Origin of the sequence: Streptomyces chrestomyceticus JCM 4735 (assembly GCF_003865135.1) — a bacterium.
Taxonomy (GTDB): domain Bacteria; phylum Actinomycetota; class Actinomycetes; order Streptomycetales; family Streptomycetaceae; genus Streptomyces; species Streptomyces chrestomyceticus.
Genome location: NZ_BHZC01000001.1, coordinates 3,886,661 through 3,910,788 on the forward strand (window position 1 = coordinate 3,886,661; position 24,128 = coordinate 3,910,788).

Sequence of the window (24,128 nt, forward strand, 5' to 3'; positions counted from 1 at the left end):
CGTCTTACGGAGCCGCGCGCCGCGCCCGCTCCGCCACGTACCCCTCCAGCCAGGCCGGGAAGCCGGTCAGGTCGTCGAGGAGGACGTTGGCGCCGGCCGCGCGCAGTTCGTCCGCGTCGCACGGCCCGGTGGCCACGGCGACGGACAGCGCGTCGGCGGTCTGCGCACCGCGTACGTCGCCGGTGTGGTCGCCGACGTAGACGGACGCGCCGTGCGCGCGCAGCGCCTCGGCCTTGGCCTCGGCCCACAGCGAGCCGATGACGGCGTCCGCGCCGATGTCCAGGTGCGCCAGGTGCAGCTTGGCGTTGGGCTCGTACTTCGCGGTGACCACGACCGCCCGCCCGCCGTGGCGCTGGACGGCGGCCACCGCCTCACGGGCGCCCGGCATCGCGAGCGTCCCGGTGATCGCGTGGGCCGGGTACAGCTCGCGGTACAGGTCACTGACCTCCGCGACCCGCTCCTCGGGGAACCACCGGCGGATCTCCTGCTCCAGCGGCGGCCCGAGCCGGGTGATCGCCGCGTCCGCGTCGACGTACGTCCCCGTCGCGGCGGACAGCGCCTGGTAGGCCGCCTTGATGCCGGGGCGGGAGTCGATCAGCGTCATGTCCAGGTCGAAGCCGACCGTGAGCTGCTGCGAGGCCGTGGCGACCGTGGGATCGGGTACCGGGGTGTGCGAAGCCATGGTGGCCATTGTGGCCGATAACCGTGGAGGGCAGGACCTACACTGGCCCCGCCTGGCTCCGCCCCGCCCGCACGTGCCCCGCGACGCCCCCGCGAAGGGAACCGATGCCGGTCGTCCGGTCCCGCAGCCCCAGAGCCCTCCTGGTGCGACGTCGCGCAGGCTGGGCGGCGGCGGTGCTCGCCCTGCTGCTGGCGGTGTTCCTCTCTCTCGCGGTCGGCAGCCGCCCACTGGCCCCGTCCGAAGTGGTCGACGCGCTGCTGTACGGCGGGGACGGCGACGCCGCGCAGGTGGTGCGCTTCCTGCGGCTGCCCCGCACGCTGACCGGCCTGCTGGTGGGCGCCGCGCTCGCCCTGGCGGGTACGGCCATGCAGGGCGTCACCCGTAATCCCATCGCCGACCCGGGTGTCCTCGGCATCAGCCAGGGTGCCTCGGTGGCTGTGGTCCTCGCGCTGTCCTTCCTGGGGGTGCACACCCTCGGCGGGTACGTCTGGTTCGCCTTCGTGGGCGCCGGGGCCGCCGCGGTCGCCGTGTACGCGATCGCGGCCGCCGGGCGGGGCGGCGCGACGCCGGTGAAGCTGGCGCTGTCCGGGGCGGCGGTCAACGCGCTGCTCGTCGCGGTGACGATGGCGGTACTGACGACGAAGGCCGCCGCGCTGGACGAGTTCCGGTTCTGGCAGGTCGGCTCGCTGACCGGCCGGGACATCGAGGTCGTCGCGCGGATCTGGCCGTTCCTGCTGGCGGGCGCGGTGCTCGTGCTGTCCGCCGCGCGCGGCCTGGACGCCCTGGCGCTCGGTGACGACGTGGCCGAGGGGCTCGGGCAGAACGTCGCCGCGGTACGCGTCGTGGCCGGGCTCGGCGCGACCGTACTGACCGGCGCGGGCGTCGCGGCGGCCGGACCGATCGCCTTCGTCGGCCTGGCCGTACCGCATCTCGCCCGCGCCCTGGTGGGCGGCGGGCACCGCCGGCTGCTGCCGATGGCGGCGCTGCTCGGCCCGGTCGTCGTGCTGGTCTCGGACACCGTCGGACGGGTGCTGTTCCCGCCGTCCGAGGTGCCGGCGGGCGTCATGACGGCGCTGATCGGCGTCCCGTTCCTGATCGCCCTCGTACGGCGGAAGGCGGTGCCCGCATGACGGCACCGGCCACCGGTCCCGGCGCGGCGGTACGGCACGGCCGTGCGCGGCCCGCCGGGTACGGCCTCGTGCGGGCCGGTCGCGGCTCCTTCCTCGTGCACCGGCGGGCAGCGGCCGTCGCCGGGGTGCTCGCCGTGCTGCTCGCCGCCGTCTGCCTGGCGTACCTGTGCGTCGGCGAGTCCTTCGTGGCCCCCGGCGAGGCCCTGAAGGCCGCTTTCGGGCAGCCGTCGTCCGCCGGGCTGGTCGTCGGGACGCTGCGGCTGCCCCGGATGGTGGTCGGGCTGCTGACCGGCGCGGCCTTCGGGTGGCGGGCGCGCTGATCCAGACCGTGGCCCGCAACCCGCTCGCCAGCCCCGACGTCATCGGCATCACCCAGGGCGCGAGCGCGCTGACGGTGGGCGCCATGACGTACGGCATCACCTCGTACGCCGTCCTGCCCTACCTGTCGGTCGCCGGCGGGGTCCTCGCCGCCGCCCTCGGCTACGTCTTCGCCTGGCGCGGCGGCCTGCACGCCACCCGCTTCGTCCTGATCGGCATCGGTTTCGCCGTCGCGCTGCGCTCGGTCACCCAGCTTTTCCTCACCAAGGGCGACTACACCGTGGCCCAGCAGGCGCAGGTGTGGCTGACCGGCTCGCTCAACGGGCGCGGCTGGGCCGAGGCCGCGCCGCTCGGCTGGGCGTTGCCGGCCCTGCTCCCCGCCGTCCTGTGGGCGGCCCGCGCCCAGCGCACCGTCACGATGGACGACGGCACCGCGACCGCCCTCGGCGTACGGCTGAACCGCACCCGCCTCGGCCTGGCCGCGCTCGGCGTGGTGCTGGCGTCGATGGCGACCGGCGCGGCCGGACCGGTCGACTTCGTGGCCCTGCTCGCCCCGCAGACCGCCCGCCGCCTGACCCGTACGGCCCAGATACCGCTGCTGTGTTCGGCGCTGCTCGGGGCGGTCGTGGTCGTGCTGGGCGACCTGCTGGCCCGGAAGCTGCTCGCGCCGACCGAACTGCCGGTGGGGGTGCTGACCGCGGCCGTCGGCGCTCCGTACCTGATCCGTCTGATCATCCGTGGCCGGGCCGTGGGGGGACGCGCGTGAGCGAGGGCAGTGAGGGGAACGGGGGCAGCGGGAGCGGCGGGGAAGCGGCGGCCGCCGTGAGCCGTCTCGCGGCGCGGGACCTGACGCTCGCCTACGAGGACCGCACCGTCGTCGACGGCCTCGACCTCGACATCCCGCACGGCGCGGTCACCGTCGTCGTCGGCCCCAACGCCTGCGGCAAGTCCACGCTGCTGCGGGCGCTGGGCCGACTGCTCAAACCACGCCGCGGCGCGGTCCTGCTGGACGGTACGGACCTGGCCCGCCTCCCCACCAGGAAGGTCGCCCGGTCGCTGGGGCTGCTGCCGCAGTCCCCGGTGGCGCCCGAGGCGATCACCGTCGCCGACCTGGTCTCGCGGGGCCGCCAGCCGCACCAGCACTGGTGGCAGCAGTGGTCCGAGGCCGACGAACGGGCCGTCGCCGAGGCCATGGACCGTACGGACGTGACGAAGCTGGCCGACCGGGCGGTGGACGAACTGTCCGGCGGGCAGCGGCAGCGGGTGTGGATCGCGATGGCGCTCGCGCAGGAGACCGGCCTGCTGCTCCTGGACGAACCGACGACCTACCTCGACATCGCGCACCAGGTCGAGGTGCTGGACCTGATCCGGCAGCTCAACCACGACCGGGGGCGCACCGTCGTCGCCGTCCTGCACGACCTCAACCAGGCCGCGCGCTACGCCGACCACCTCGTCGCGATGAAGCAAGGGCGCATCGTGGCACAGGGGCGCCCGGCAGCCGTCGTCACGGCGCACCTGGTGCGCGACGTGTTCGGGCTGGAGTCGGTGGTGGTACCGGACCCGGTGACGGGCTCGCCCCTGGTGGTGCCGGGGCGTCCTTGGCAGGCTCCGGGTGCGGCCGCCGCCGCGCCCGGGTCCGAGTGACCGCGCCGCTCCCCAGCCGAAAGGGCTTGTCATGCCGCTCTCCGCAGTTCCCCGGCCGGTCCCGCGGGCCGGGCGACGCCGTGCCGCGCTCGCCGTGAGCTCCGCCCTGGCCGCTTCGGTGGCGCTGGCCGCCTGCGGGTCGTCCGGTACGGGTGGTTCCGGCGGTTCCAGGGGCTCCGGCTCCTCGGCGAGGGCGGCCGACTGTCCGGCCCAGCCCGCCACCACCTGGGCGCGGCCCGCGTCCGGCGCGGGACGGCACACGGTGCGTACGGCACAGGGCGAGGTGGAGGTGCCCAACACGCCGCGGCGGGTGGTGGTGCTGGACACCGCGGAGCTGGACTCAGCGATCACGCTCGGGGTCCAGCCGGTCGGCGCCACCCGCTCCGACGTGGCCGGCGGCTTCCTGGACTACCTGCCGAAGGACAAGCTCGCGGGCATCGAGGACGTCGGCAAGATCGGCGCGCCCAACCTGGAGGCGGTCGCCGCCCTGAAGCCCGACCTGATCCTCACCAGCAAGGTGCGCGACGGCGGGCGGTACGCGCAGCTCAAGGCCATCGCGCCCACGGTCATGACGGAGACCACCGGCTACCCGTGGAAGCAGAACTTCGCCACCCACGCCGACGCGCTGGGCAAGATCCCCGAGGCGAAGCGGGCGGTCGCCGCGTACGAGGCCCACGCCCGGCGGGTCACCGCGGCGCTCGGCGGGGCCGCGGCCGCGCGGCGCACCACGACCAACGTCGTCCGCTTCGTCGAAGGCGCCGACACCCGCATCTACGGCTGCCGCAGCTACATCGGCACGATCCTGAACGACGTGGGAACCGGCCCGACCAGCGTGGCGCAGGACGCGCCGGACGGCATGATGGTCGAGGTCAGCGCCGAGCAGATCAACCGGGCCGACGCGGACGCGGTCTTCTACTCGGCGTACGGCAGCCCGGAGAAGTCCAAGGAGACGCAGGTCACCGGCGGCCCGCTGTGGAAGAACATGACGGCGGCCAAGAACGGCCGGACCTTCCGCGTCGACGACGAACTGTGGATTCAGGGCATCGGCTACACGGCGGCCGACAAGATCCTGTCCCAGCTTCAGGGGAAGCTGGCGAAGAAGTAGGCGGTGGCCGGGCGGGCGCGTCTCGTACGGCCCGGCCGTCCCGGAGGCCCCGCCCGCCACTCAGCGCGGCTGCCGCCGCATCCGCCACACCAGGAACAGGGCCGAGGCGACGGCCGCGACCCGGACCACCACCGGCAGCACCCCGGTCAGCTCCTGCCCCAGTTGCCCGTCGGCGATCGGCTCGCCCCACCGCCCGTCCACACGTCCCCACAGCCACACCACCAGCCCGCCGACGATCACCCCGGGCACCCCGAGCGCCGCGAACTTCGCCTCCCCGCGCGGCAGCCGCCGGGAGGTGTACGCGAGCACCCAGCCACCCGCGAGCGCCAGCCAGGACCCCAGCACCGCGCCCGCGACCAGCAGCAGGACGGCCAGCAGCAGGACCGGGCTGAGCGGCGGCCGCGCGGCCTGGACGTACTCCACCGGCTCGGGCTCCTCGGCGTACGGCTCCGGCGTGGCCGACCGCCGGCGCCACGCGAGGACGCGCGGCAGCACCCGGGGCAGCACACCGGTGCGCGGCGCCTCGGCCGCCTCCTCGCCGTGCTCGCCGCCCGCGTCGGCGTCTTCCTCCTCGGCGTCGTCCGCCTCCCCGTCCTCGCCCCGCTCGCCCTTCTCCAGGGACAGCGGGCCGTCCTTCCGCTCGCCCGGCGGGCGCTCGCGGATCTCGGGGATCTCGATGCCGCCGACGAAGCCGGGCACCGTCTCACTGGGTTCGTACGACCCGTACGGGCTGAACGGGCCGTCGTCCACGCGCCACCAGTCGGGCTCGTCGGCGCCCTCACCGAAGGCGACGGTGCTGTCGCCCAGCTCGTCGAAGCCCGCGAGGTGCGGCGGGGAGGCGGTCGGCGGCGGCTCCGGTTCCCGGGCGCGGGGGAACGGCGCTTGCCGTCGCGCGGCGCGGGGACCTTTCCGGCCAGGCCGCGCAGCCCTTCGCCGAGGCCGGACAGGCCGCCGCCCTTGGGGCCGCCGCCCTTGGGGCCGTCGTCCTTGGCGGGGCCGCCGTTTCGGTGCCCGGGAGCCTCCGTACCGCCCGCCTCACCGGACACGCCCGTACCGCCGCCCGTACCGAAGCGGCGCGCGGCCCCGCCCAGCTTGTCGCGCAGGCCCGGCCGCGTCGGCGGTTCCGCGGCGGCCTGCGGCGTCGGCGGAACGGACGCGCCGCCACCCGCCGCCGTCACCACCGCCTCGGGCGTACCGAGCCGGGCCAGCACGCGTCTCACCCCGGGCACGGTGTCCGGCTTCGCCGCGTCCACCTGCGCCCGCAGCTCGGCCACCAGGCGCATCCGCGCCCCGGAGGACAGCCCGCGCCGCTGGGCCAGATCACCGACCCGGCTCAGATAGTCAAAGACAAGCTGGTCGCTCTCGATCCCCACGAAATCCCCTGTGGCACAGCCCGGTTCCTCCCGAGACCGTACCCCCGATCGACCCTCCTACGGGGGCGGCGGCGCCGACCGGTCCGCGCGGTCCGCGGACCCGGCGGCCGCCGGGTCGCACGGCGCCGCACCCGCCGACGTCACACGCCCCCGCTACCGTGTAGCGGATGAGTGAAACACCCCGCACGCTCGCCGAAGAGCTCCGCACCCGCCCCGACAGCGGGCTCGCCGACCTGCTGCGGGCCCGCCCCGACCTCCTCAACCCGGTCCCCGGCGACCTGACCCAGCTCGCCACCCGGGCCGGTACCCGCGCCTCGGTCGTCCGGGCGGTGGAGCGCCTGGACCGCTTCGCGCTGCAGACCGCCGAGGCGCTGGCGGTGGCGCCGGACCCCTGCCCGTACGAGACGCTGCTCGGGCTGATGGCGGGGGACGCCGGAGCGGCGGACCTCGCTCCCGGAACCGTCACCGCCGTCACCGCCGAGCTGCCCCGCGCCCTCCGCACCCTGCGCGACCAGGCCCTGGTCTGGGGCGGCGACGACCGGCTGCGCCTCGTCCGTACGGCCCGCGAACTGCTCGCGCCCGGACCCGCGCACCCCTCCCCCACCGGCCTGGGGCCGACCGTCGCCGAAGCCACGTCCGGCATGTCGCCCGGCCGCCTCCAGGAGATCCTGGCCGCCGCGGGACTGGCCGCGACCCATGATCCGGTGACCGCCGTCGCCGCCCTGACCGGGCTGTTCGAGGACCGTACGCGGATGGCCGCGCTGCTCGGCGGGGCGCCCGACGAGGCACGTGCCGTACTGGACCGGCTGGTCTGGGGCCCGCCGTACGGCGCCGTCACCGACCGGCCCGCCGCGCACCTCCAGTGGCTGCTGGACCGCGGCCTGCTGCTGCCCGCCGGGCCGCGCAACGTCGTCCTCCCCCGCGAGGCCGCCCTCCACCTGCGCGCGGGGCGCGCGCACCGCTCTCCCGAGCCGCTGCCGCCCGCCCTCGCGCCCACCACCGAACGCGATCCACAGCTTGTGGACAGCGCCGCCGCCGGCCAGGCGTTCACGGCGCTCGCCACCGTCGAGGAACTGCTCAAGGAGTGGGACCTCGGCGGCCCCGGCGTCCTGCGCGCCGGCGGCCTGTCCGTCCGCGACCTCAAGCGGACCGCCGCCGCCCTGGACGTCACCGAACAGACCGCCGCGTTCTGGCTGGAACTGGCCTACGCCGCCGGGCTGCTGGCGTCCGACGGCGAAGCGGACGAACGGTACGCGCCCACCCCCGCCGCCGAGGACTGGCGCCGGCTCCCGGCCGAACAACGCTGGACGCGGCTGGCCACGGCCTGGCTCGCGGCGACCCGTACGGCCGGGCTGGTCGGCACCCCCGACCCGAAGGGCCGCGCCCTGTCCGCGCTCGGCCCGAACCTCGACCGTTCCGCGGCCCCCGAGGTACGCCGCCGGACGCTCACCCTGCTCGCGTCCCTGGCCCCCGGCACGTCCGTACCGGCCGAAGCCGTCCTGGACCGGCTCCGCTGGGAACGCCCGCTCCGCGGCGCGGCCCAGGCACCGGCCCCCGCCACGAACAGCGGCACCAGGACGGCCCCCCGCCACCCGAATCCGGCCACCGCTTCCGCTTCCGCCTCCCCTTCCGACACCAACGCGGCCCGCAACGCAGGCGCGCCCTCCACCGCGTCCGCCACCGACGACCTGCGCTCCCGCATCGCCCGATGGACCCTCGCCGAAGCCGAACTCCTCGGCATCACCGGCCGCGGCGCCCTCGCCACCCACACCCGCGTCCTCCTGGAAGCCGGCACCGAAGCCGCCGCCGGCACGGAGGACCCCGCCGCGCGCGCCGCCTCCTTCCTCGCCCCGCTCCTCCCCGAACCCCTCGACCACGTCCTCCTCCAGGCCGACCTCACCGCCGTCGCCCCCGGCCCCCTCGAACGCCCCCTCGCCGACGTGCTCGGCGTGCTCGCCGACGTCGAGTCCAAGGGCGGCGCCACCGTCTACCGCTTCACCCCGGCCTCCGTACGCCGCGCCCTGGACGCCGGCCGCTCCGCCGCCGACCTGCAGTCCTTCCTCGCCGCGCACTCCCGCACCCCGGTGCCGCAGCCGCTCGCCTACCTCATCGACGACGTGGCCCGGCGCCACGGCCGGCTCCGCGTCGGCGCCGCCTCCGCCTACGTACGCTGCGACGACGACGCGCTGCTCACCGAGATCCTCGCCGACCGCCGCGCCGTCGCCCTGCGCCTGCGCCGGCTCGCCCCGACCGTGCTGGCCTCGGCCGCCCCGCCCGAACAGCTCCTGGAGGGCCTGCGCGCGATGGGCTACGCCCCCGCCGCCGAGTCCGCCGAGGGCGACGTCCTCATCGCCCGCCCGGACGCCTACCGCACCCCGCCCCGCACCGCACCCACCCCGGTCCCCGAGGGCCCGCCGGCTCCCGACCCGACCCTCCTCGAAGCGGCGGTCCGCGCCATCCGCGCCGGCGACCTGGCGGCCACCGCCGAACGCAAGCCGGCCACCACGCCCGTCCCGGCCCCCGGCGCCCTCCCGCGCACCACCTCCGCCGAAACCCTCGCCACCATGCAGGCCGCCGTCCTGACCAACGCCACCCTCTGGATCGGCTACGTCAACGCCGACGGCGCCGCCAGCCAGCGCGTGATCGCCCCCGTCCGCGTCGAAGGCGGCTTCGTCACCGCCTACGACCACACCGCCGACGAGGTCCGCACCTTCCCCCTCCACCGCATCACGGGCGTGGCGGAACTGGCGGACGAGACGGCTTCGTGAGGGGACGTCATTCCGGCAGCAGGCGGGCCACCAGCGACCGGGCCCATTCGGGAGTCGGCGGCTGCCCGGTGAAGACGGCCCGGTAGTAGAGCGGCGCCAGCACGGCGTCCGTGGCGCTTTCGAGGGTCGGAGGCTGATTGCCCCGGGCCCGGTCCCGTTCCAGTACGGCTTCGAGCGCCTGCCCACGTTCGCCGCTGCACGCTCTGGCGCCCTGCCCGCCCGCGGCGCCGACGGTGGCGCGCACCAGGGCGAGGGTGTCCGGGTCGCCGAGATCCTTGGCGAGGTCGGACGCGTACCGCTCCAGGTCCCCACGCAGGCTGCCGGTGTCCGGCACCACGAGGTCGCCGGAGAAACGGCTGGTCGCGACGTCCGCGAGCAGGTCACCGACGGAACCCCAGCGGCGGTAGACCGTGGTGGCGTGCACGCCCGCGCGGGCGGCCACCACCGGAATGGTCAGCGGCTCGGTAGTCCCGTCGGCGAGCAGTTCCCCGACGGCCCGGTGGACGGCCGCCCGGACGCGGGCACTGCGGCCGCCAGGCCGGCTGCCGGTGTGGGGCGAGGGAGGAGTCTTCAGCGGCATACCCCCAGTATCGCACCGATCACTGCTTTTTTAACGCAGCGTTCGCTGCGCTTGTGTTACGTTGAAAACGCAAACGCAACGATCACTGCAAGGAGCGCTTCGTGCGCCCCGGAAAGTGAGTTCTGCTATGTCCAGCCAAGGGGCCGCAGGGCCCGTGATGCGCCCGCTGAAGCTGCGTGACGTCACGATTCCCAACCGACTGTGGATGTCCCCGATGGCCCAGTACTCCGCGGGGCCGGACGGCAGGCCGACCGACTGGCACCTCGTGCACTACGGTGCGCGCGCGACCGGCGGAGTCGGCCTGATCATGGTCGAGGCCACGGCCGTGGGGCCTGCCCACCGGACCACGTCGGCGGACCTCGGGATCTGGAACAAGGAACAGGCCGCCGCACACCGGCACCTGACCTCCTTCATCGCCGGACGCGGCGCGGTGCCCGCGGTCCAGCTGCTGGCCGCGGGCCGGAAGAGCTCGCACCAGGTGCCCTGGGAAGGCAAGGGCCAGAACGGCGCGGTGCGCGTGGCCGACGGCGGCTGGGAGACGTTCGGGCCGTCGGCAGTTCCGTTCGGCGACCTGAGCGTTCCCCGAGAGGCCGGTCAAGCCGACATCGACGAGGCCGTCGAGGCGTTCGCCAGGGCGACCCGGCTCTCCCACCAGGCGGGCTACCAGGCCGTCGAGATCCACGCCGCGCACGGGTACCTCCTGCACCAATTCCTCTCCCCCCTGGCCAATCACCGGACGGACGACTACGGCGGGAGCCTGCAGAACCGGATGCGCCTCCCGCTGCGCGTGGCGCGCGCCGTCCGCGAAGCCTTCCCGGCGGAAAAGCCCGTCTTCGTCCGCATCACCGCCACCGACTGGATCGCCGGCGGCATCACCGTCAACGAGGCGACGGCATTCGCCAAGGAACTGGCGGCGGCGGGCATCGACCTCCTGGACGTCTCGTCCGGCGGGGCGGTACAGGACCGGGAGGCCCGTACGCCGGCACAGGACGGCGTCCACGTCCCGTACGCGGACACCCTCAAGAAGGCCACCGGACTCGCGGTCACTCCCGTCGGCCCGGTCGGCGACCTGTCGCAGGTCGGCGAACTCGTGGCCGGCGGCCGGGCGGACGCGGCACTGATAGGGCGCGCACTGCTCCGTGACCCCTACCTCGTCCTGCACGGTCGCTCCGACGACGAGATGTCCTGGCCGCGCCAGTACCGGCGCGCGCTCTAAGGCAAGCCCCCAGCACGCAGGATCACCGGCGCCCGTTCAGCGCCACCGTTCGCTCCCTGATTGCCCGACAGATGCCCCAAGGCCGGCGACTCCTACCGGATCGAGTGGGGCTGGGCGGCACGGGGCGGTGACTTCACCATCGATCTGCGCGTCCGGTACGCGCCGCACCTAGCCGGCAACACCGTGCTCAATGCGTCGGCGGGCTCGCGCACCGGGACACCCCACGGGGACCACGCTCACCTCTTCGGCATCCTGCCCACCGACGGCGTCCCGCCCCCATCCAACTGTGGGTCACCGCGCTCCGCCGCGCCGGTGCGGGGCACACACGGGCTTTCGATCGCACAGGCGCTTGGGGGGCGAGTACCGGACGGAAGTCACCTCGCCCCACCCCGCTTTCGCGCCACTCGCTTCGGGAGTCGCTCGTCGCATTGTCCTGAAACCAATAGCTGGATCAGTACGATGCGTCACCCTTGCAGCCAGGGAGGGAACATGGGCAAAGCATCAAGGAAGAAACAGAAGAAACGGGTGCGGGAAGCATCCTCGGACCTCTCAGCCACAGTCACGAGTGGTCATGATTCGCGCACGTTGGGCGAGGAGGCGCTCGGGCGGCTGATGCGCTCGAACACACCGGGGAAACTCAGCCTGGCCGGTGCCTACGCGTGGGGTTACGCGGCGCTGGGACACGCCCAGCAGGAAGGGACCGACCCTCTCTGGCATCAGGAGACCGACCCCTTGGACGTCTTGTTCCTGGGAACGGTCTGGCCCAAGAACTTCCGTGATGAGTTCGAGTTCGCCAACGCTCGTGACGCATGGCTGCGTCTCCTGCGAGACACCGTGCATGGCAAGGGCATCCAGCGCTTCGTACGCGAGGCCGTCTCGGCGAGCGAAGACCTGGGGCTCCCGGTGGATGACGCGCGTTTGATGCTGGCGCTCGCCGGCCGGCTCGAAGCGGCAGGCCTCGACCAGCGCCGGCTGCCACGGCGCCTGTTGCCCGAGTCGTCTCTCCAGGACTGCCGCGCGGTCCACGGGCCGTCTCTCGATCTGCGACTCCCCGACCCGCCGGAGGACGCGAAGGAGCGGGTCCAGCGGTTCTGGGAGGGCTCGGAAGAAGAGTCGTGGTTCGACGAAACACCTCGAACCGTGCTTCGCGACGGACTGCACCGGCTCGAGGGCTCGGAGCTACCGGTGAAAGAAGAGTCCGGCATGTTGCTGCCGGCCTTGTACACGGCGCTCATGACAAAACCCGGCGAGCTGCTGGAGGACATGGGCAGACATGCCTGGGAGTGGGCTGTTTCTCTGGACGAGTCGTCCCCGTTGGTTCCGGTGCTCGACATTCTCCTTGTCGCCCCCGAGCTGGAGATGTCCGTCACCGAGACTCTCGGGCGCTTGTTCGCCGTACCCGCGTTCACCGAGCCGTTCCCCCCGGATGCCCTGTTATGGACCAGCTCGCCCGGCCTCGCTCTACCGCGTCTGGCCTTCGAGCTGGACATTCCCGAGGTGACGACACAGGACCGAACACTCACCCCCGACCTGCTGGACTGGGTGGGTATGCACACCAGAATGAGCCTGAGTGCCGCCGCTCGTGACAGTTCCGCCGACCTCGACCTTGAAGACACGGACAGCACACAGCAGGATTCGGACGGGCAGTGGGCCGAACGGCGTGAGGCCGTGCGCGAAGCGGCACAGCAAAGGATGCGCAAGAAGAGCGGCGGAGCGGCTGTCACGCGCCACCGGCCCAGCCGCCCCGTTGAGCGCATTTGGAACGCGGACGGCAGCTCCGTCATACATATCTCGACCGGCACCTCGCGCGGACAGCAACTCATGGAAGGTCTGGAAAACCAGTTGGAAGCCTTCCGTGAGAAGTTCGGCCGCGAGCCAGGGCCGGGCGACCCGCTGTTTTTCGACCCCGACGCCGACGAACCCACCCCCCTAACCAAGGAGTACTTCGACGGTGTGCTGATGCACATGGCAGAGCACGCTACCGAGATGGGCATGGACCCCGCGTTCCTCCACGCTTGGCGCGAGGTCGGTTATGTGGTCACCGAGGAAACCAGGAGCGGTTTCAGCGCCTCCGAAGTGATCGCCTTCAACAGGGCCCTGGCTCGGCATCAAGAGGCCGGAGAATGACCGAGAGAACCGAAAACCACATCAGCGGAGGGGCCTTCTTCGGCTGCGTGGTGCAAGGACGTTCCATCAGCCTGACGCTTCCGGACCGCCCGGACCCCGCGCTCGCCGGGCTCCCCGGGCAGTCGGCGACCTTTGCGGGACGCCGCCCACAGCTGGAACAGATACTCGCAGCCCTGGCGCCGGCACCACCGAACACCACGAGCGGCACCGTGGTCGTGAGCGGGCTCGCCGGGACGGGCAAGACCGAAATCGTGCTTCAGGCGGCTCACCGAGCACTGGGGCGAGACGGCTGGTTTCCCGGTGGAGTACTTTTCCTTGATCTGCACGGGTACGACCCGAAACACAAGGTCTCTCCGAAGCGAGCGCTCGGCACCCTCCTAAGGGCGCTCGGTATCCCTCCGGAACACATTCCTTCCAGGATCGAGGAACGCTCGACCGTCTATCGTTCAGCACTCGCCGCTCTTGCCGCCGCCGGGCGGCGGGTCCTGGTCGTCCTGGACGATGTACCGGCAACCGGCAAGGTCCACCATCTTCTGCCGAGCGACGGAAGCACGGCCACGCTCGTGTCCTCGCGGCATTCTCTTGCAGAACTGGACGCCTTGGCACTGACCTTGCGAGAGCTACCCGCCGACGAGGGGCGAGAGCTTCTGGGCGACGCCGTCCGCACGGCTCTGCCCGAAGACTCCCGGGTAGTGGCCGAGACCGACGAGGCCGACCGGCTCGTCGCCCTGTGCGGCGGTCTGCCGCTGGCCCTCCGCATTCTGGCATCCCTGCTCGTGGACGTGCCGACCCGACCGCTGGCGCACCTTCGCCAGGACCTTGAGGACACGCACTCCAGGCTGTCCGTGCTGAGCCGGGAGGAACGCGCCGTAACCGCGACCTTCGCACTGTCCTATCGGGGGCTCGCCAAGGACCAGGCCGAGCTCTTCCGTCTGGTGTCCCTGCACCCCGGGCCGGACTTCTCCACCGAGGCCACAACCGTGTTGTACGGCAAGAGCTGCAAGGAGACCGAACGGCTACTGCTGGACCTTGCCCGCCGGCACCTGATCGAGCCACGAGGTCCGTACGGCCGCTGGCAGCAGCACGATCTCGTACGTCTTTACTCCTGGGAACAGCTCGTGTCGGGCGACGACTCCTGGGGGAAGGCCCTCATGCGCCTGCTCCTCCACTTCCACAAGACGGCCACTTCGGCGTGTGAAAGGCTCTTCCAGCCCGCGCCGTCACAACCTGAGGGGAGTTCTGGCTCAGGGAGACGAGCCGAAGCGCTGCAATGGCTGGAGGCCGAGCGACACACCCTCGTCGCCGCTGCCCTCTGGGCCCACGAGGTCGGCGACGACCTGATGTGTGTCGCCCTGTCCGTTCCAGTTTCCAAGTTTCTGATGGAGATGCGTTACCTGGAGGATGCCGGGTGGACGCTGTCCGCGGGCATCCGGTCGAGTCGACGGCGCAAGGACAGCTTCACGGAGGCCTCCCTGCTGAGCTCTCTCGGGGTGGTGCTTCGGGACATGCGCAAGCTGCGCAAATCCGTTCGCGCGCACCACAAGGCCATCAAGATCTGCCGGGCGCTGAAGAAGTGCCGTGCCCTGGCCAGTGCGCTGAACAACCTCGGGCTCTCCCTTCACGAACAGCGAAAATTCGAGGAGGCCGTCGCAGCCCACAACGAAGCCGCCCAGCTGTTCAAGCGAGCCGGTGACCGGCTCGGGGTGGCGGGCGCGCTGAGTAACACCGGCGAGACGCTGACCGAGCTGGGCCGAGCAGAGGAAGCTGCCGACGCCCTCGAAAAGGCCGCGAAAATCTTTCGGAAGAAGGGCGATCTGCGCGGTTACGCTCAGGCCCTGGGCAGCCTCGCCAAGGCGACGCGCAACAACGGCAAGGCCGAGCAGGCCGTGAAACTTCACCGGCGGGCGCTCGAAATGCCCGATGGCCTGCTGCTGCCTCATGAAAGAGCGGTCGAGCTCTCCAACTTCGCCGGCACGCTGACCGCTGCCGGAGAGTTCGAAGCGGCTCTCACTGCGCAGCAGGAGGCACTGGAAACTTTCCGGCAGCTGGGAGATCACCGTGGTGAGGCGATGACTCTGGGCAACATGGCCCAGGTATGCCATGCACAAGGCAGGTGGAAAAAGGCCGTACAACTGCACACCCTCGCCATGGAGGCTTTTCTCGAAGGCAAGGACGATCATGGCCTGGCCTCCGAGCTCACCGCTCTAGCGGTCGCGCTGCTCCAGCAGGGCTGCAACACGGAAGCGCTGGAGAACTTGGAGCTCGCCGCCGATCTGTATCACCAGACCGGAGATGCGGAGAAGGCCGTCAGCACGCTCGACTCGGCCGACCAGCTACGAAGGCAGGTCGGAGTCGGAATGGGCCACGTAGCGAGCTGAAGGCGATCACCCGCCCATGAGGCACACTGGACGTTTGGCCGTACGGACGGCCGGGTGCCGCGGTCGGGGTGGGGAACGGCCGGGTGCAGGTGACGCGAAAGGCGAGGCGCGTGAACGGACCTCTCATCGTCCAGAGCGACAAGACGCTGCTGCTGGAAGTCGACCACGAGCAGGCGGAGGCGTGCCGGCGGGCCATCGCGCCGTTCGCCGAGCTGGAGCGGGCGCCCGAGCACATGCACACGTACCGGGTGACGCCGCTCGGGCTGTGGAACGCGCGGGCCGCCGGGCACGACGCCGAGCAGGTCGTGGACGCGTTGGTCGGGTTCTCGCGCTACCCCGTGCCGCACGCGCTGCTGGTGGACATCGCCGAGACGATGTCGCGGTACGGGCGGCTGACGCTGAGCAAGCACCCGGCGCACGGGCTGGTGCTCACCACCACCGACCGGCCGGTGCTGGAGGAGGTCCTGCGGTCGAAGAAGGTGCAGCCGCTGGTGGGGGCGCGGCTGGACCCGGACACGGTGGTGGTGCATCCGTCGGAGCGCGGGCAGATCAAGCAGACGCTGCTCAAGCTGGGCTGGCCGGCGGAGGACCTGGCCGGGTATGTGGACGGTGAGGCGCATCCGATCGAGCTGGACGAGTCGGGGTGGGCGCTGCGGCCGTACCAGCAGCAGGCCGTCGAGGGGTTCTGGCACGGCGGGTCGGGTGTGGTCGTCCTGCCCTGTGGCGCCGGGAAGACGCTGGTGGGGGCCGGTGCGATGGCGCGGGCCAAGGCGACCACGCTGATCCTGGTCACCAACACCGTCTCGGCGCGGCAGTGGAAGCACGAGCTGGTGAAGCGGACCTCGCTGACCGAGGACGAGGTCGGCGAGTACAGCGGGACGAAGAAGGAGATCCGGCCGGTCACCATCGCCACGTACCAGGTGCTGACGACCAAGCGGAAGGGCGTCTACCCGCACCTGGAGCTGTTCGACTCGCGGGACTGGGGCCTGATCGTCTACGACGAGGTGCATCTGCTGCCCGCGCCGGTCTTCAAGTTCACGGCCGATCTCCAGGCGCGGCGGCGGCTGGGGCTGACCGCGACCCTCGTACGGGAGGACGGGCGCGAGTCGGACGTCTTCTCGCTGATCGGCCCGAAGCGCTTCGACGCGCCGTGGAAGGAGATCGAGGCGCAGGGGTACATCGCGCCGGCGGACTGTGTCGAGGTGCGGGTCAGCCTGACCGAGTCGGAGCGGCTGGCGTACGCGACGGCCGAGCCGGAGGAGAAGTACCGGTACTGCGCGACGACGGCCAGCAAGCAGAGTGTGACCGAGGCGCTGGTCCGGCGGCACCAGGGCGAGCAGACCCTGGTGATCGGGCAGTACATCGACCAGCTCGACGAGCTGGGTGAGCACCTGGACGCGCCGGTCATCAAGGGGGAGACGACCAACGCGCAGCGCGAGAAGCTCTTCGACGCGTTCCGGGAGGGGGAGATCTCCGTCCTGGTCGTCTCCAAGGTCGCGAACTTCTCCATCGACCTGCCGGAGGCGACGGTCGCGATCCAGGTGTCGGGCACGTTCGGGTCCCGGCAGGAGGAGGCGCAGCGGCTGGGGCGGGTGCTGCGGCCCAAGGCGGACGGGCACGAGGCACGGTTCTACTCGGTCGTCGCCCGCGACACCGTGGACCAGGACTTCGCGGCGCACCGGCAGCGCTTCCTGGCGGAGCAGGGGTACGCGTACCGGATCGTGGACGCGACGGAGCTGCTTGCGGAGGACTGAGGGGGAGGGCGACTCGGCGCTTGACCGGTCGAGGCGCTCGACCGGTCAAGGCGCTTGCCCGGCCCCGGGCCGGGCTCAGCGTTCGGGGACGCGGGTGCTCAGCTCGCGGGACGGGCGGGCGCTGCGCGGCAGCGGGAAGGGGCGGCGGGCCAGAGTGGCCAGCGGGGCGGCCGGGGCCCGGCGGCTCCACCAGGCCACCGCGGCCAGCATCGCCAGCCCCAGGAGCGGATACGGGGCCGCCAGCGGCTGCTGCCACCAGGTGAGGTGCAGGTCGAGGTCGCCCTGGTGCGGGAGTATCCACATCGTGCGGGCGGTGAAGAGGACCGCCACGGCCACCAGCAGCGCGCGGCGCCACCGTACGCCGCGGACGTGCGCCCCGAGGGTGACCAGCAGCGGTACGCACCACACCCAGTGGTGGGACCAACTGATCGGCGAGACGAGCAGGGCCGTGACCGCGGTGCACAGCACACCCCAGGAGTCCAGGCCGCGCCGCACGTACACCCGGCGGGCGACGAGCAGTCCGGCCATGCCGGTCAACAGGGCCGCGCCCGCCCACAGCAGGCCCGGTTCCTCGGTGTGCAGGCAGCGGGCCAGCAGGCCCTGCAAGGACTGGTTGTCGACGATCCACGCCTTGCCGACCCGGCCGGTCTCGAACATCCGCTGGGTCCAGAACTCGACACTGGCGTCCGGCAGGACGAGCACGCCGAGCAGCACGGAGCAGACGAAACCGGCCAGGGCGGTGCAGGCGGCCCGTACCCGGCCGGTGATCAGCAGGTAGACGGCGAACACCGCCGGGGTGAGCTTGACGCCGGTGGCGACGCCGACCGCGAAGCCCTTCAGGCGCGCACCGTCCGGGCGGGCCAGGTCCCACAGGACGAGGCAGGTCAGCGCGATGTTGATCTGCCCGAAGACGAGGGTCTGGAAGAACGGTTCGAGCCAGATGGCGACCGCGGTGGCGGCCAGCACGACGGGCAGGGTCCGCGCGCGCCGCAGCCGGGACGCGCCCGCGGAACCGCCGGTGCCGGGGGTGTACGCGGCCTTGTACGAGAGGTGCAGCAGGACCGGGACGAGGGCCACGTTGACGAGGACGGAGGCGACCTTGAGAGCACCGATCGGGAGCCAGGTCGTCGGGATGAACAGCAGGGCCGCGAAGGGCGGGTACGTCGCGGGGAGGTTCCACTCGGTGACGGTGAAGCCGTACAGGTCACCGCCGGTCGCCGCGGCCTCACCTTCGGCGCGGTAGACCGCTATGTCCGACATGGACAGGCTCACCAGCCGGAACACGGCGGCCAGCCCGGCCAGGGACAGCAGGAGCAGTACCGCTGCGGCGATCGTCTTCTTGTCCGGGCGCGTGAGATGCCGCGTCCACGGCCGTCTGTGCGGTAGCGACCGCGTCCCCTCGGCGGCAGACACTTGTTTGGCCCCTCCTCGTCGCGGACGCACGCTGTCTGCGGCGACGCTAGTCGATCGAGACCGACTGTTTGTAACGGTTTCCGGTCATCCGGATGCTGGTTGGGTATCAGCCGGGGGCTGGAGAGGGCGGAAAGGAGCCGGGTAGGGCCTGCTTTTTTTCTTGGTTCTGGGTTCTGGGTTCTGGGTTCTGGGTGCTCGGTGCTCGGGTCTCGACGTGGTTCTCGGTGTGCCCGGAGCGCGGGCTCAGTCGTCCGCGTACTCCCCGAGGAGGACGACGCTGACCGCGGCGGCGGCGAAGACCTTGACCGCGCGGAAGACGTTGCCGACGATGTGCCGCTGCTCGTGGGTGTGCGGCGCGTGGGCGGCGTCCGGGCCGAGGGCGGTGGCGCCGTGGGTCGGGTGCAGGGTGCCTGGGGTGATGGTTGCGCTGCTCATACCTCCATGATGGTTTTCGCGCGGGCCCGGCACATCGGCCCACGGACCCATCCCTGACAGGTCTTCGGTCAGCCCCAGGGCCTATCCCGCCCCCTACGGGAGATGGACGGGGCCGGGCGGAAAGTCAGGGTCCGCCCGGGCGGAAGGTCAGGGGCGGGCCGGACGGAAAGTCGGGGGTCAGCCGGACGGAAGGCCGGGGGTCCGGCGGATCGTCGCGGTGCCCGCCGGGCCCGCCCTCGTCACGCCGGCCGCCTCCACCGGCCGCCCCGCCGCGGAAATCCGTTGGCGCCCCGGATACCTGCTGGCTACAATCGCCGGTCTGCCCGCCTCCCTCAGAGCCTGAGCGGAGTGCCACCGGCCGCACGGAAACCGGCCGGCTCCCCGCTTCACGCATCTGAACGCATCTGACACGCGACCCGCATCTGCAGACGCCTACGAGTACGTACGAGCACGCCGTCACGTACATCCGTGGCCGGATCCGCCGGAGGCAACACCGTGCCCTCGCACGCCCACGACCAGACCCACGACCGGTCCGACCCGCTGGAGCGCGAACGCGCCCACCTCGCCGCCTCCCGGGCGGCGCTGCGCGCCATGCGCGCGGACGCCGAGGCGCTCAACATCGCGGACGTCACCGCGAACTGGGTCAACGCCGAAGTGCTCCAGGGCGAGGTCGACGCCCGTATCAAGGCGCTCGCCGACCTGGCCCACACCCCGCTGTTCTTCGGCCGCCTGGACTATCTGCACGCCCCGGGCGTGGACGCGGCCGAGGGCGCGGCGGGCGAGAACTTCTACATCGGCCGCCGGCACGTGCACGACGCCGACGGCGACCCGATGGTCATCGACTGGCGCGCGCCGGTCTCACAGCCGTTCTACCGGGCCTCCAAGAAGGACCCGATGGACCTCAAGCTGCGCCGCCGCTTCGGCTACACCGGCGGGCAACTGACCGCGTACGAGGACGAGCACCTGACCGACCCGGCCGAGGCGGAACAGCACAGCAAGCTGCTCCAGACCGAGATCGAACGGCCCCGCGTGGGGCCGATGCGCGACATCGTGGCGACGATCCAGCCGGAGCAGGACGAGATCGTGCGCGCCGGGATCGGCGGCACGGTCTGCGTCCAGGGGGCGCCGGGCACCGGCAAGACCGCGGTGGGCCTGCACCGGGTCGCCTACCTGCTGTACGCGCACCGCGAGCGGCTGGCCCGCTCCGGCACGCTCGTCATCGGTCCGAACCGCTCGTTCCTGCACTACATCGAGCAGGTGCTGCCCGCGCTGGGCGAGTTGGAGGTCAAGCAGGCCACCGTCGACGACCTGGTGGCGCACGTCGAGGTGCGGGGCACGGACGACGCGGCGGCGGCCACGGTCAAGGGGGACGCGCGGCTGGCGGAGGTGCTGCGGCGGGCGGTGTGGTCGCAGGTGCGCAAGCCGGAAGAGGCGTGCGTGGTGGTGCGCGGTTCGCGGCGCTGGCGGGTGCCGGCGTACGAGATCGAGGAGATCGTCGAGGAGCTGCGGCGCCGCGACATCCGGTACGGGGCGGCCCGGGAGGCCCTGCCGCAGCGCATCGCGCACGCGGTGCTCGTACGGATGGAGCAGGCGGGCGAGGCGCCGGACGACCGGGTGCAGGACGCGGTGGCGCGCAACGCGGCGGTGAAGGCCGTGGTCAAGGAGGTGTGGCCGCCGGTCGACCCGGCGAAGCTGGTGCTGCGGCTGCTGTGCGACGCGGAGTTCCTGGCCGCGCAGGCGGAGGGCATCCTGACACCGGAGGAGCAGAAGACGATCCTGTGGGCGAAGCCGGCCCGCAGCGTGAAGAGCGCCAAGTGGTCGGCGGCGGACGCGGTGCTGATCGACGAGGCGGCGGACCTCGTCTCCCGTACGCACTCCCTGGGGCACGTGGTGCTGGACGAGGCGCAGGACCTGTCGCCGATGCAGTACCGGGCGGTGGGGCGGCGCTGTACGACCGGTTCGGCGACGATCCTGGGCGACATCGCGCAGGGCACCACGCCGTGGTCCACGAACACGTGGGAGGAGGCGCTGGCCCACCTGGGCAAGCCGGGCGCGCGGATCGAGGAGCTGACGCTCGGCTTCCGGGTGCCGCGCGAGGTGATCGCGTACGCCTCGCGGCTGCTGCCCGCGATCGCTCCCGAGCTGACCGAGGCCACCTCGATCCGTGAGTCCGCCGGGGACTTCGCGATCCGGCCGGTGCCGTCGGCGGAGCTGGACGACGCGGTCATTGCCGCCTGCCACGAGGCGCTGGCGAAGGAAGGCTCGATCGGCCTGATCGCGGCCGAGGCCCGGCTGCCCGCCCTGGGCGCGGCGCTGGAAGCGGCGGGACTGACCGTCCTGGCGCCCGGCGAGGAGACCTCGGCGGAGGCCCGGCTGACCCTGGTCCCGGCCATTCTGGCCAAGGGTCTGGAGTACGACTACGTGGTGGTCGACGAGCCCGCCGCGATCGTCGGCGGCGAACCGGACGAACGCACCGGCCTGCGCCGCCTGTACGTCTGCCTGACCCGCGCGGTCTCCGGGCTGACGGTGGTCCACGCGGCCGCCCTGCCGGAACAGCTCGGCGCGGGCGCCTGAGCCGGTTCCCGTACCGGCCGCACTGGCCGCACTGGCCCGCGGGCGCCTGCGGCCGGTTCCCTCACCGCTCCGGGGACTCCGGGGGCTCCGGGGCCTCCACCGGCGGCAGGGACGCCAGCAGCGACTCCACCAGCCCGGGGAACCGGGCGTCGAGGTCGGCGCGGCGCAGCCGTACGTAGCGGTTGCGCCCGACGGCGCAGGTCGAGGCGAGCCCGGCCTCGCGCATGATCCGCATGTGGTGGGAGACCGTCGACTTGTGCAGGTGACTCAGACCCAGCCGTTCGGAGGAGCAGTCGTGCTGCTCGCCCGACGCGTAGACCCGGAAGAGGTGCATCCGGGTCGGGTCACCCAGCGCGTGCAGCACCTTGACCAGCTCGATGTCGGCGGTGTCCGGCTGCGGCAGCAGCTTTTCCTCCTCGTCCGCCACGGCGTTCCCCTCTCCCTTCCGAGCCCCCGACTGTTTGACAATCATCCAACAATCCATATCGTTTGACGCACATCAAACTTTACCCGGCGTCGCGGCTGCCCGTCCGTCGCACGCGCCGTACCGGGAAGGACACCCGTGCGTCTTCGTCTGCTTCTGCTCGCCCTCGGCGCGTTCGCCGTCGGGACCGACACCATGGTGATGGCCGGCCTCCTCGGCGACATCTCCGCCGACCTGGACATCTCCGTACCGGCCGCGGGCCAGTTGGTCACCGTCTTCGCCCTCGGGTACGCGGTGCTCGCCCCGCCGCTCGCCGCCCTCACGGCCCGCTGGCCGCGGCGGCGGCTGCTGCTCACCGCCCTCACCGTCTTCACCCTGGGCAACGCGCTGAGCGCCCTCGCCCCCACCTACCCGCTGCTGCTCGCCACCCGCGTACTCGCCGCGGCCGGCGCCGCGCTCTACACCCCGGCCGCCAGCGCGGCCGCCGCCTCGATCGCGCCGCCCGAGCGCCGCGGCCGCGCGCTGGCCACGGTGATGGGCGGGATGACGGTCGCCACCGCGCTCGGTGTCCCCCTGGGCACGTACATCGGCGACGCCGACTGGCGGCTGACGATGTGGCTCGTCGTCGCGCTGGGCGCCGTGGCGCTCGCGGGCCTGGCCGTACTGCTGCGCGGCATCCCGGCCCCGACGGCCGCGCCCGGCCTGCGCGAACGCCTGGTGCCGCTGCGCGACCGCCGCGTCCTGAGCGGCATCGGCACCACGTTCCTCTTCTTCATCGCGGTGCAGAGCGTCTACATCTTCCTGGCGACGGCGGTACACCCGGCCACCGGCGATGACGCGAGCCGGCTGACCCTGATCATGTTCGTCGCGGGCCTGGCCTCGGTCGCGGGAAGCTGGCTGGGCGGCCGGGCGGTGGACCGGCTGGGCGTACGGACCGTCATGGTCACCGGCGTGGCCATGGCGGCGGCCGGCTACCTCGCCCTGCCCTGGCTGTCGCTCACCATGGCGGGCTCCCTCGCGTACGTCCTGGTCGTCCACCTCTTCGCCTGGGCGACGGCCGTCTCGCTCGCCCACCGGATGGCGTCCCTCTCCCCGGCCGACGCGCCCCTGTTGCTCTCCCTCAACAGCAGCGCCCTGTACCTGGGCATGGCTGCGGGCGGCGGCGCGGGCAGCGTGGCCGTCGGGCTGCTGGGGCCGCGCTGGTTCCCGCTGGCGTCGGGGGTGCTCGCCCTGCTGGCCCTGACCTCGGCGGTGGTGACGACACGGCGGCGGGCGAAGACCGCGACGGCTGCGGCGACGCCGGAGGGAGCCGGGGAGGTTTCGGAAGGGGTGCTGCGGTCCCGTACGGAACCGCAGCACCCCTCCCCCGCCCGCCTCTAGACCGGCACCCCCTCCAGCGCCTCCCGCCACGCCGCCACGGCCCCCGCGTCCACCGGCGCTTCCCAGCCGGAGGGGCGGGCGGCGCCGCCGATGTGGAAGGCGTCCACCCCGGCCGCCAGCAGCTCCGGCAGGTGCGCGAGCACCAGCCCGCCGCCGATCAGGAGCCGCGGCCCGTAGCCGGGCTCGCCCTCCGCCGTACGGGCCCGCTCGGCCAGCAGCGTCGGCAGTCCGTCCTCGACACCGGCCGGCGATCCCGCCGTCAGGTACGTGTCGAGGCCGGGCAGCCCGGCCAGTTCCTTGCGCAGCGCGTCGCGGTCGGCGGCCCGGTCGATGGCCCGGTGGAACGTCCACCGGCAGCCGTCGACCGCGGCGGCCAGCGCCTGTACTGCGGCCAGGTCCGGCCGGCCGGCCGCGTCCAGGAAGCCGAAGACGAACTCCTCCGCCCCTTCGGCCCGCAGGGCGGCGGCCGACGCGCACAGGGCGTCGACGTCGCCCGCCGCGAAGCCGTCGGCCGCCCGCAGCATCACCCGTACGGGGATGTCGACGGCCGCCCGGACCGCCGCGACGGTCCGCGGCGACGGGGTGAGGCCGTCGGCGGCCATGTCGCTGACGAGTTCGAGGCGGTCCGCACCGCCGGCCTGGGCGGCCACCGCGTCGGCGGCATCGAGCGCGATCACCTCCAGGAGTGCGCGCTTGGTCATGGGTCCCCATTCCTTCGACGTGACGACTTCAGCAGGACTGGACGGGATGCCGACACGGACAGCGAGAGGACGACAGGTCTAGTCCAATATCCAGAGTACGGGCCGACCCGCCCACCGGGACCACAA

Annotated in this window: 17 protein-coding genes and 1 pseudogene; 11 read left to right on the top strand and 7 right to left on the bottom strand. The window is 72.7% G+C overall.

Features of this window, described 5'->3' with window-relative positions; all coding sequences use genetic code 11:
* Window positions 1–4: 4 nt before the first annotated feature.
* Window positions 5–691 carry an HAD family hydrolase gene (locus EJG53_RS16245; RefSeq protein ID WP_371858694.1) on the bottom strand — a complete coding sequence of 229 codons (687 nt, stop codon included), beginning with the start codon at window positions 689–691 and terminating at the stop codon, window positions 5–7.
* A gap of 95 nt (window positions 692–786) precedes the next feature.
* On the opposite strand from EJG53_RS16245, the gene EJG53_RS16250 reads away from it, so the two are divergent.
* The 4 genes and pseudogenes from EJG53_RS16250 to EJG53_RS16265 all read left to right on the top strand — a co-directional run bounded on the left by EJG53_RS16250 (window position 787) and on the right by EJG53_RS16265 (window position 4,879).
* Window positions 787–1,812, top strand: a complete 1,026-nt coding sequence (locus EJG53_RS16250) for a FecCD family ABC transporter permease (protein WP_125045442.1) — start codon at window positions 787–789, stop codon at window positions 1,810–1,812.
* Window positions 1,809–2,896 (top strand): annotated as a pseudogene (locus EJG53_RS16255) (FecCD family ABC transporter permease). Before EJG53_RS16250 ends, EJG53_RS16255 begins: the two are co-directional and overlap by 4 nt.
* Before the next feature lie 56 nt (window positions 2,897–2,952).
* Window positions 2,953–3,774 (top strand): ABC transporter ATP-binding protein, encoded by an 822-nt coding sequence (locus EJG53_RS16260; protein WP_125049404.1) that lies wholly within the window; start codon window positions 2,953–2,955, stop codon window positions 3,772–3,774.
* Between the two features lie 31 nt (window positions 3,775–3,805).
* Window positions 3,806–4,879, top strand: a complete 1,074-nt coding sequence (locus EJG53_RS16265; RefSeq protein WP_125045443.1) for an ABC transporter substrate-binding protein — start codon at window positions 3,806–3,808, stop codon at window positions 4,877–4,879.
* 60 nt (window positions 4,880–4,939) lie between these two features.
* Here the strand turns inward: EJG53_RS16265 and EJG53_RS42490 are convergent, their stop codons facing one another.
* Window positions 4,940–5,629: a hypothetical protein gene (locus EJG53_RS42490; protein ID WP_244955172.1), complete on the bottom strand. Its 690-nt coding sequence runs from the start codon at window positions 5,627–5,629 to the stop codon at window positions 4,940–4,942.
* A 790-nt stretch (window positions 5,630–6,419) separates the two neighbouring features.
* Between EJG53_RS42490 and EJG53_RS16275 the strand changes: the two genes are divergently transcribed.
* Window positions 6,420–9,020, top strand: coding sequence for a helicase-associated domain-containing protein (locus EJG53_RS16275; RefSeq protein WP_125045444.1), 2,601 nt, complete (start codon window positions 6,420–6,422; stop codon window positions 9,018–9,020).
* Between the two features lie 7 nt (window positions 9,021–9,027).
* Here the strand turns inward: EJG53_RS16275 and EJG53_RS16280 are convergent, their stop codons facing one another.
* Window positions 9,028–9,600, bottom strand: coding sequence for a TetR-like C-terminal domain-containing protein (locus tag EJG53_RS16280; RefSeq protein ID WP_125045445.1), 573 nt, complete (start codon window positions 9,598–9,600; stop codon window positions 9,028–9,030).
* Between the two features lie 157 nt (window positions 9,601–9,757).
* On the opposite strand from EJG53_RS16280, the gene EJG53_RS16285 reads away from it, so the two are divergent.
* The 4 genes from EJG53_RS16285 to EJG53_RS16300 all read left to right on the top strand — a co-directional run bounded on the left by EJG53_RS16285 (window position 9,758) and on the right by EJG53_RS16300 (window position 17,075).
* Window positions 9,758–10,816 carry an NADH:flavin oxidoreductase/NADH oxidase gene (locus EJG53_RS16285; protein WP_244955634.1) on the top strand — a complete coding sequence of 353 codons (1,059 nt, stop codon included), beginning with the start codon at window positions 9,758–9,760 and terminating at the stop codon, window positions 10,814–10,816.
* A gap of 489 nt (window positions 10,817–11,305) precedes the next feature.
* Window positions 11,306–12,943, top strand: coding sequence for a hypothetical protein (locus tag EJG53_RS16290; protein WP_125045447.1), 1,638 nt, complete (start codon window positions 11,306–11,308; stop codon window positions 12,941–12,943).
* Complete coding sequence (locus EJG53_RS16295) at window positions 12,940–15,321, top strand: tetratricopeptide repeat protein (protein ID WP_125045448.1); 2,382 nt, start codon at window positions 12,940–12,942, stop codon at window positions 15,319–15,321. Before EJG53_RS16290 ends, EJG53_RS16295 begins: the two co-directional genes overlap by 4 nt.
* A 110-nt stretch (window positions 15,322–15,431) precedes the next feature.
* Window positions 15,432–17,075: a DNA repair helicase XPB gene (locus EJG53_RS16300; RefSeq protein ID WP_125045449.1), complete on the top strand. Its 1,644-nt coding sequence runs from the start codon at window positions 15,432–15,434 to the stop codon at window positions 17,073–17,075.
* A gap of 75 nt (window positions 17,076–17,150) precedes the next feature.
* On the opposite strand, the gene EJG53_RS16305 is transcribed toward EJG53_RS16300, so the two are convergent.
* Together EJG53_RS16305 and EJG53_RS16310 are read right to left on the bottom strand one after the other, a co-directional pair.
* Window positions 17,151–18,392 (bottom strand): glycosyltransferase 87 family protein, encoded by a 1,242-nt coding sequence (locus EJG53_RS16305; RefSeq protein ID WP_371858800.1) that lies wholly within the window; start codon window positions 18,390–18,392, stop codon window positions 17,151–17,153.
* Window positions 18,393–18,731: 339 nt separating this feature from the next.
* Window positions 18,732–18,923: a hypothetical protein gene (locus EJG53_RS16310; RefSeq protein WP_125045450.1), complete on the bottom strand. Its 192-nt coding sequence runs from the start codon at window positions 18,921–18,923 to the stop codon at window positions 18,732–18,734.
* 495 nt (window positions 18,924–19,418) lie between these two features.
* Here EJG53_RS16310 and EJG53_RS16315 point away from each other — a divergent pair, with 495 nt between their 5' ends.
* The gene (locus tag EJG53_RS16315) at window positions 19,419–21,497 is read left to right on the top strand and encodes a HelD family protein (protein WP_125049406.1); all 2,079 of its coding nucleotides are present in this window, start codon (window positions 19,419–19,421) and stop codon (window positions 21,495–21,497) included.
* Between the two features lie 61 nt (window positions 21,498–21,558).
* On the opposite strand, the gene EJG53_RS16320 is transcribed toward EJG53_RS16315, so the two are convergent.
* Window positions 21,559–21,924 carry an ArsR/SmtB family transcription factor gene (locus EJG53_RS16320; RefSeq protein WP_218041918.1) on the bottom strand — a complete coding sequence of 122 codons (366 nt, stop codon included), beginning with the start codon at window positions 21,922–21,924 and terminating at the stop codon, window positions 21,559–21,561.
* A 135-nt stretch (window positions 21,925–22,059) separates the two neighbouring features.
* On the opposite strand from EJG53_RS16320, the gene EJG53_RS16325 reads away from it, so the two are divergent.
* Window positions 22,060–23,301: an MFS transporter gene (locus tag EJG53_RS16325; protein WP_125045452.1), complete on the top strand. Its 1,242-nt coding sequence runs from the start codon at window positions 22,060–22,062 to the stop codon at window positions 23,299–23,301.
* Here EJG53_RS16325 and EJG53_RS16330 read toward each other — a convergent pair.
* Window positions 23,298–24,002, bottom strand: coding sequence for a copper homeostasis protein CutC (locus tag EJG53_RS16330; protein ID WP_125045453.1), 705 nt, complete (start codon window positions 24,000–24,002; stop codon window positions 23,298–23,300). The genes EJG53_RS16325 and EJG53_RS16330 overlap by 4 nt on opposite strands.
* Between the last annotated feature and the right edge of the window lie 126 nt (window positions 24,003–24,128).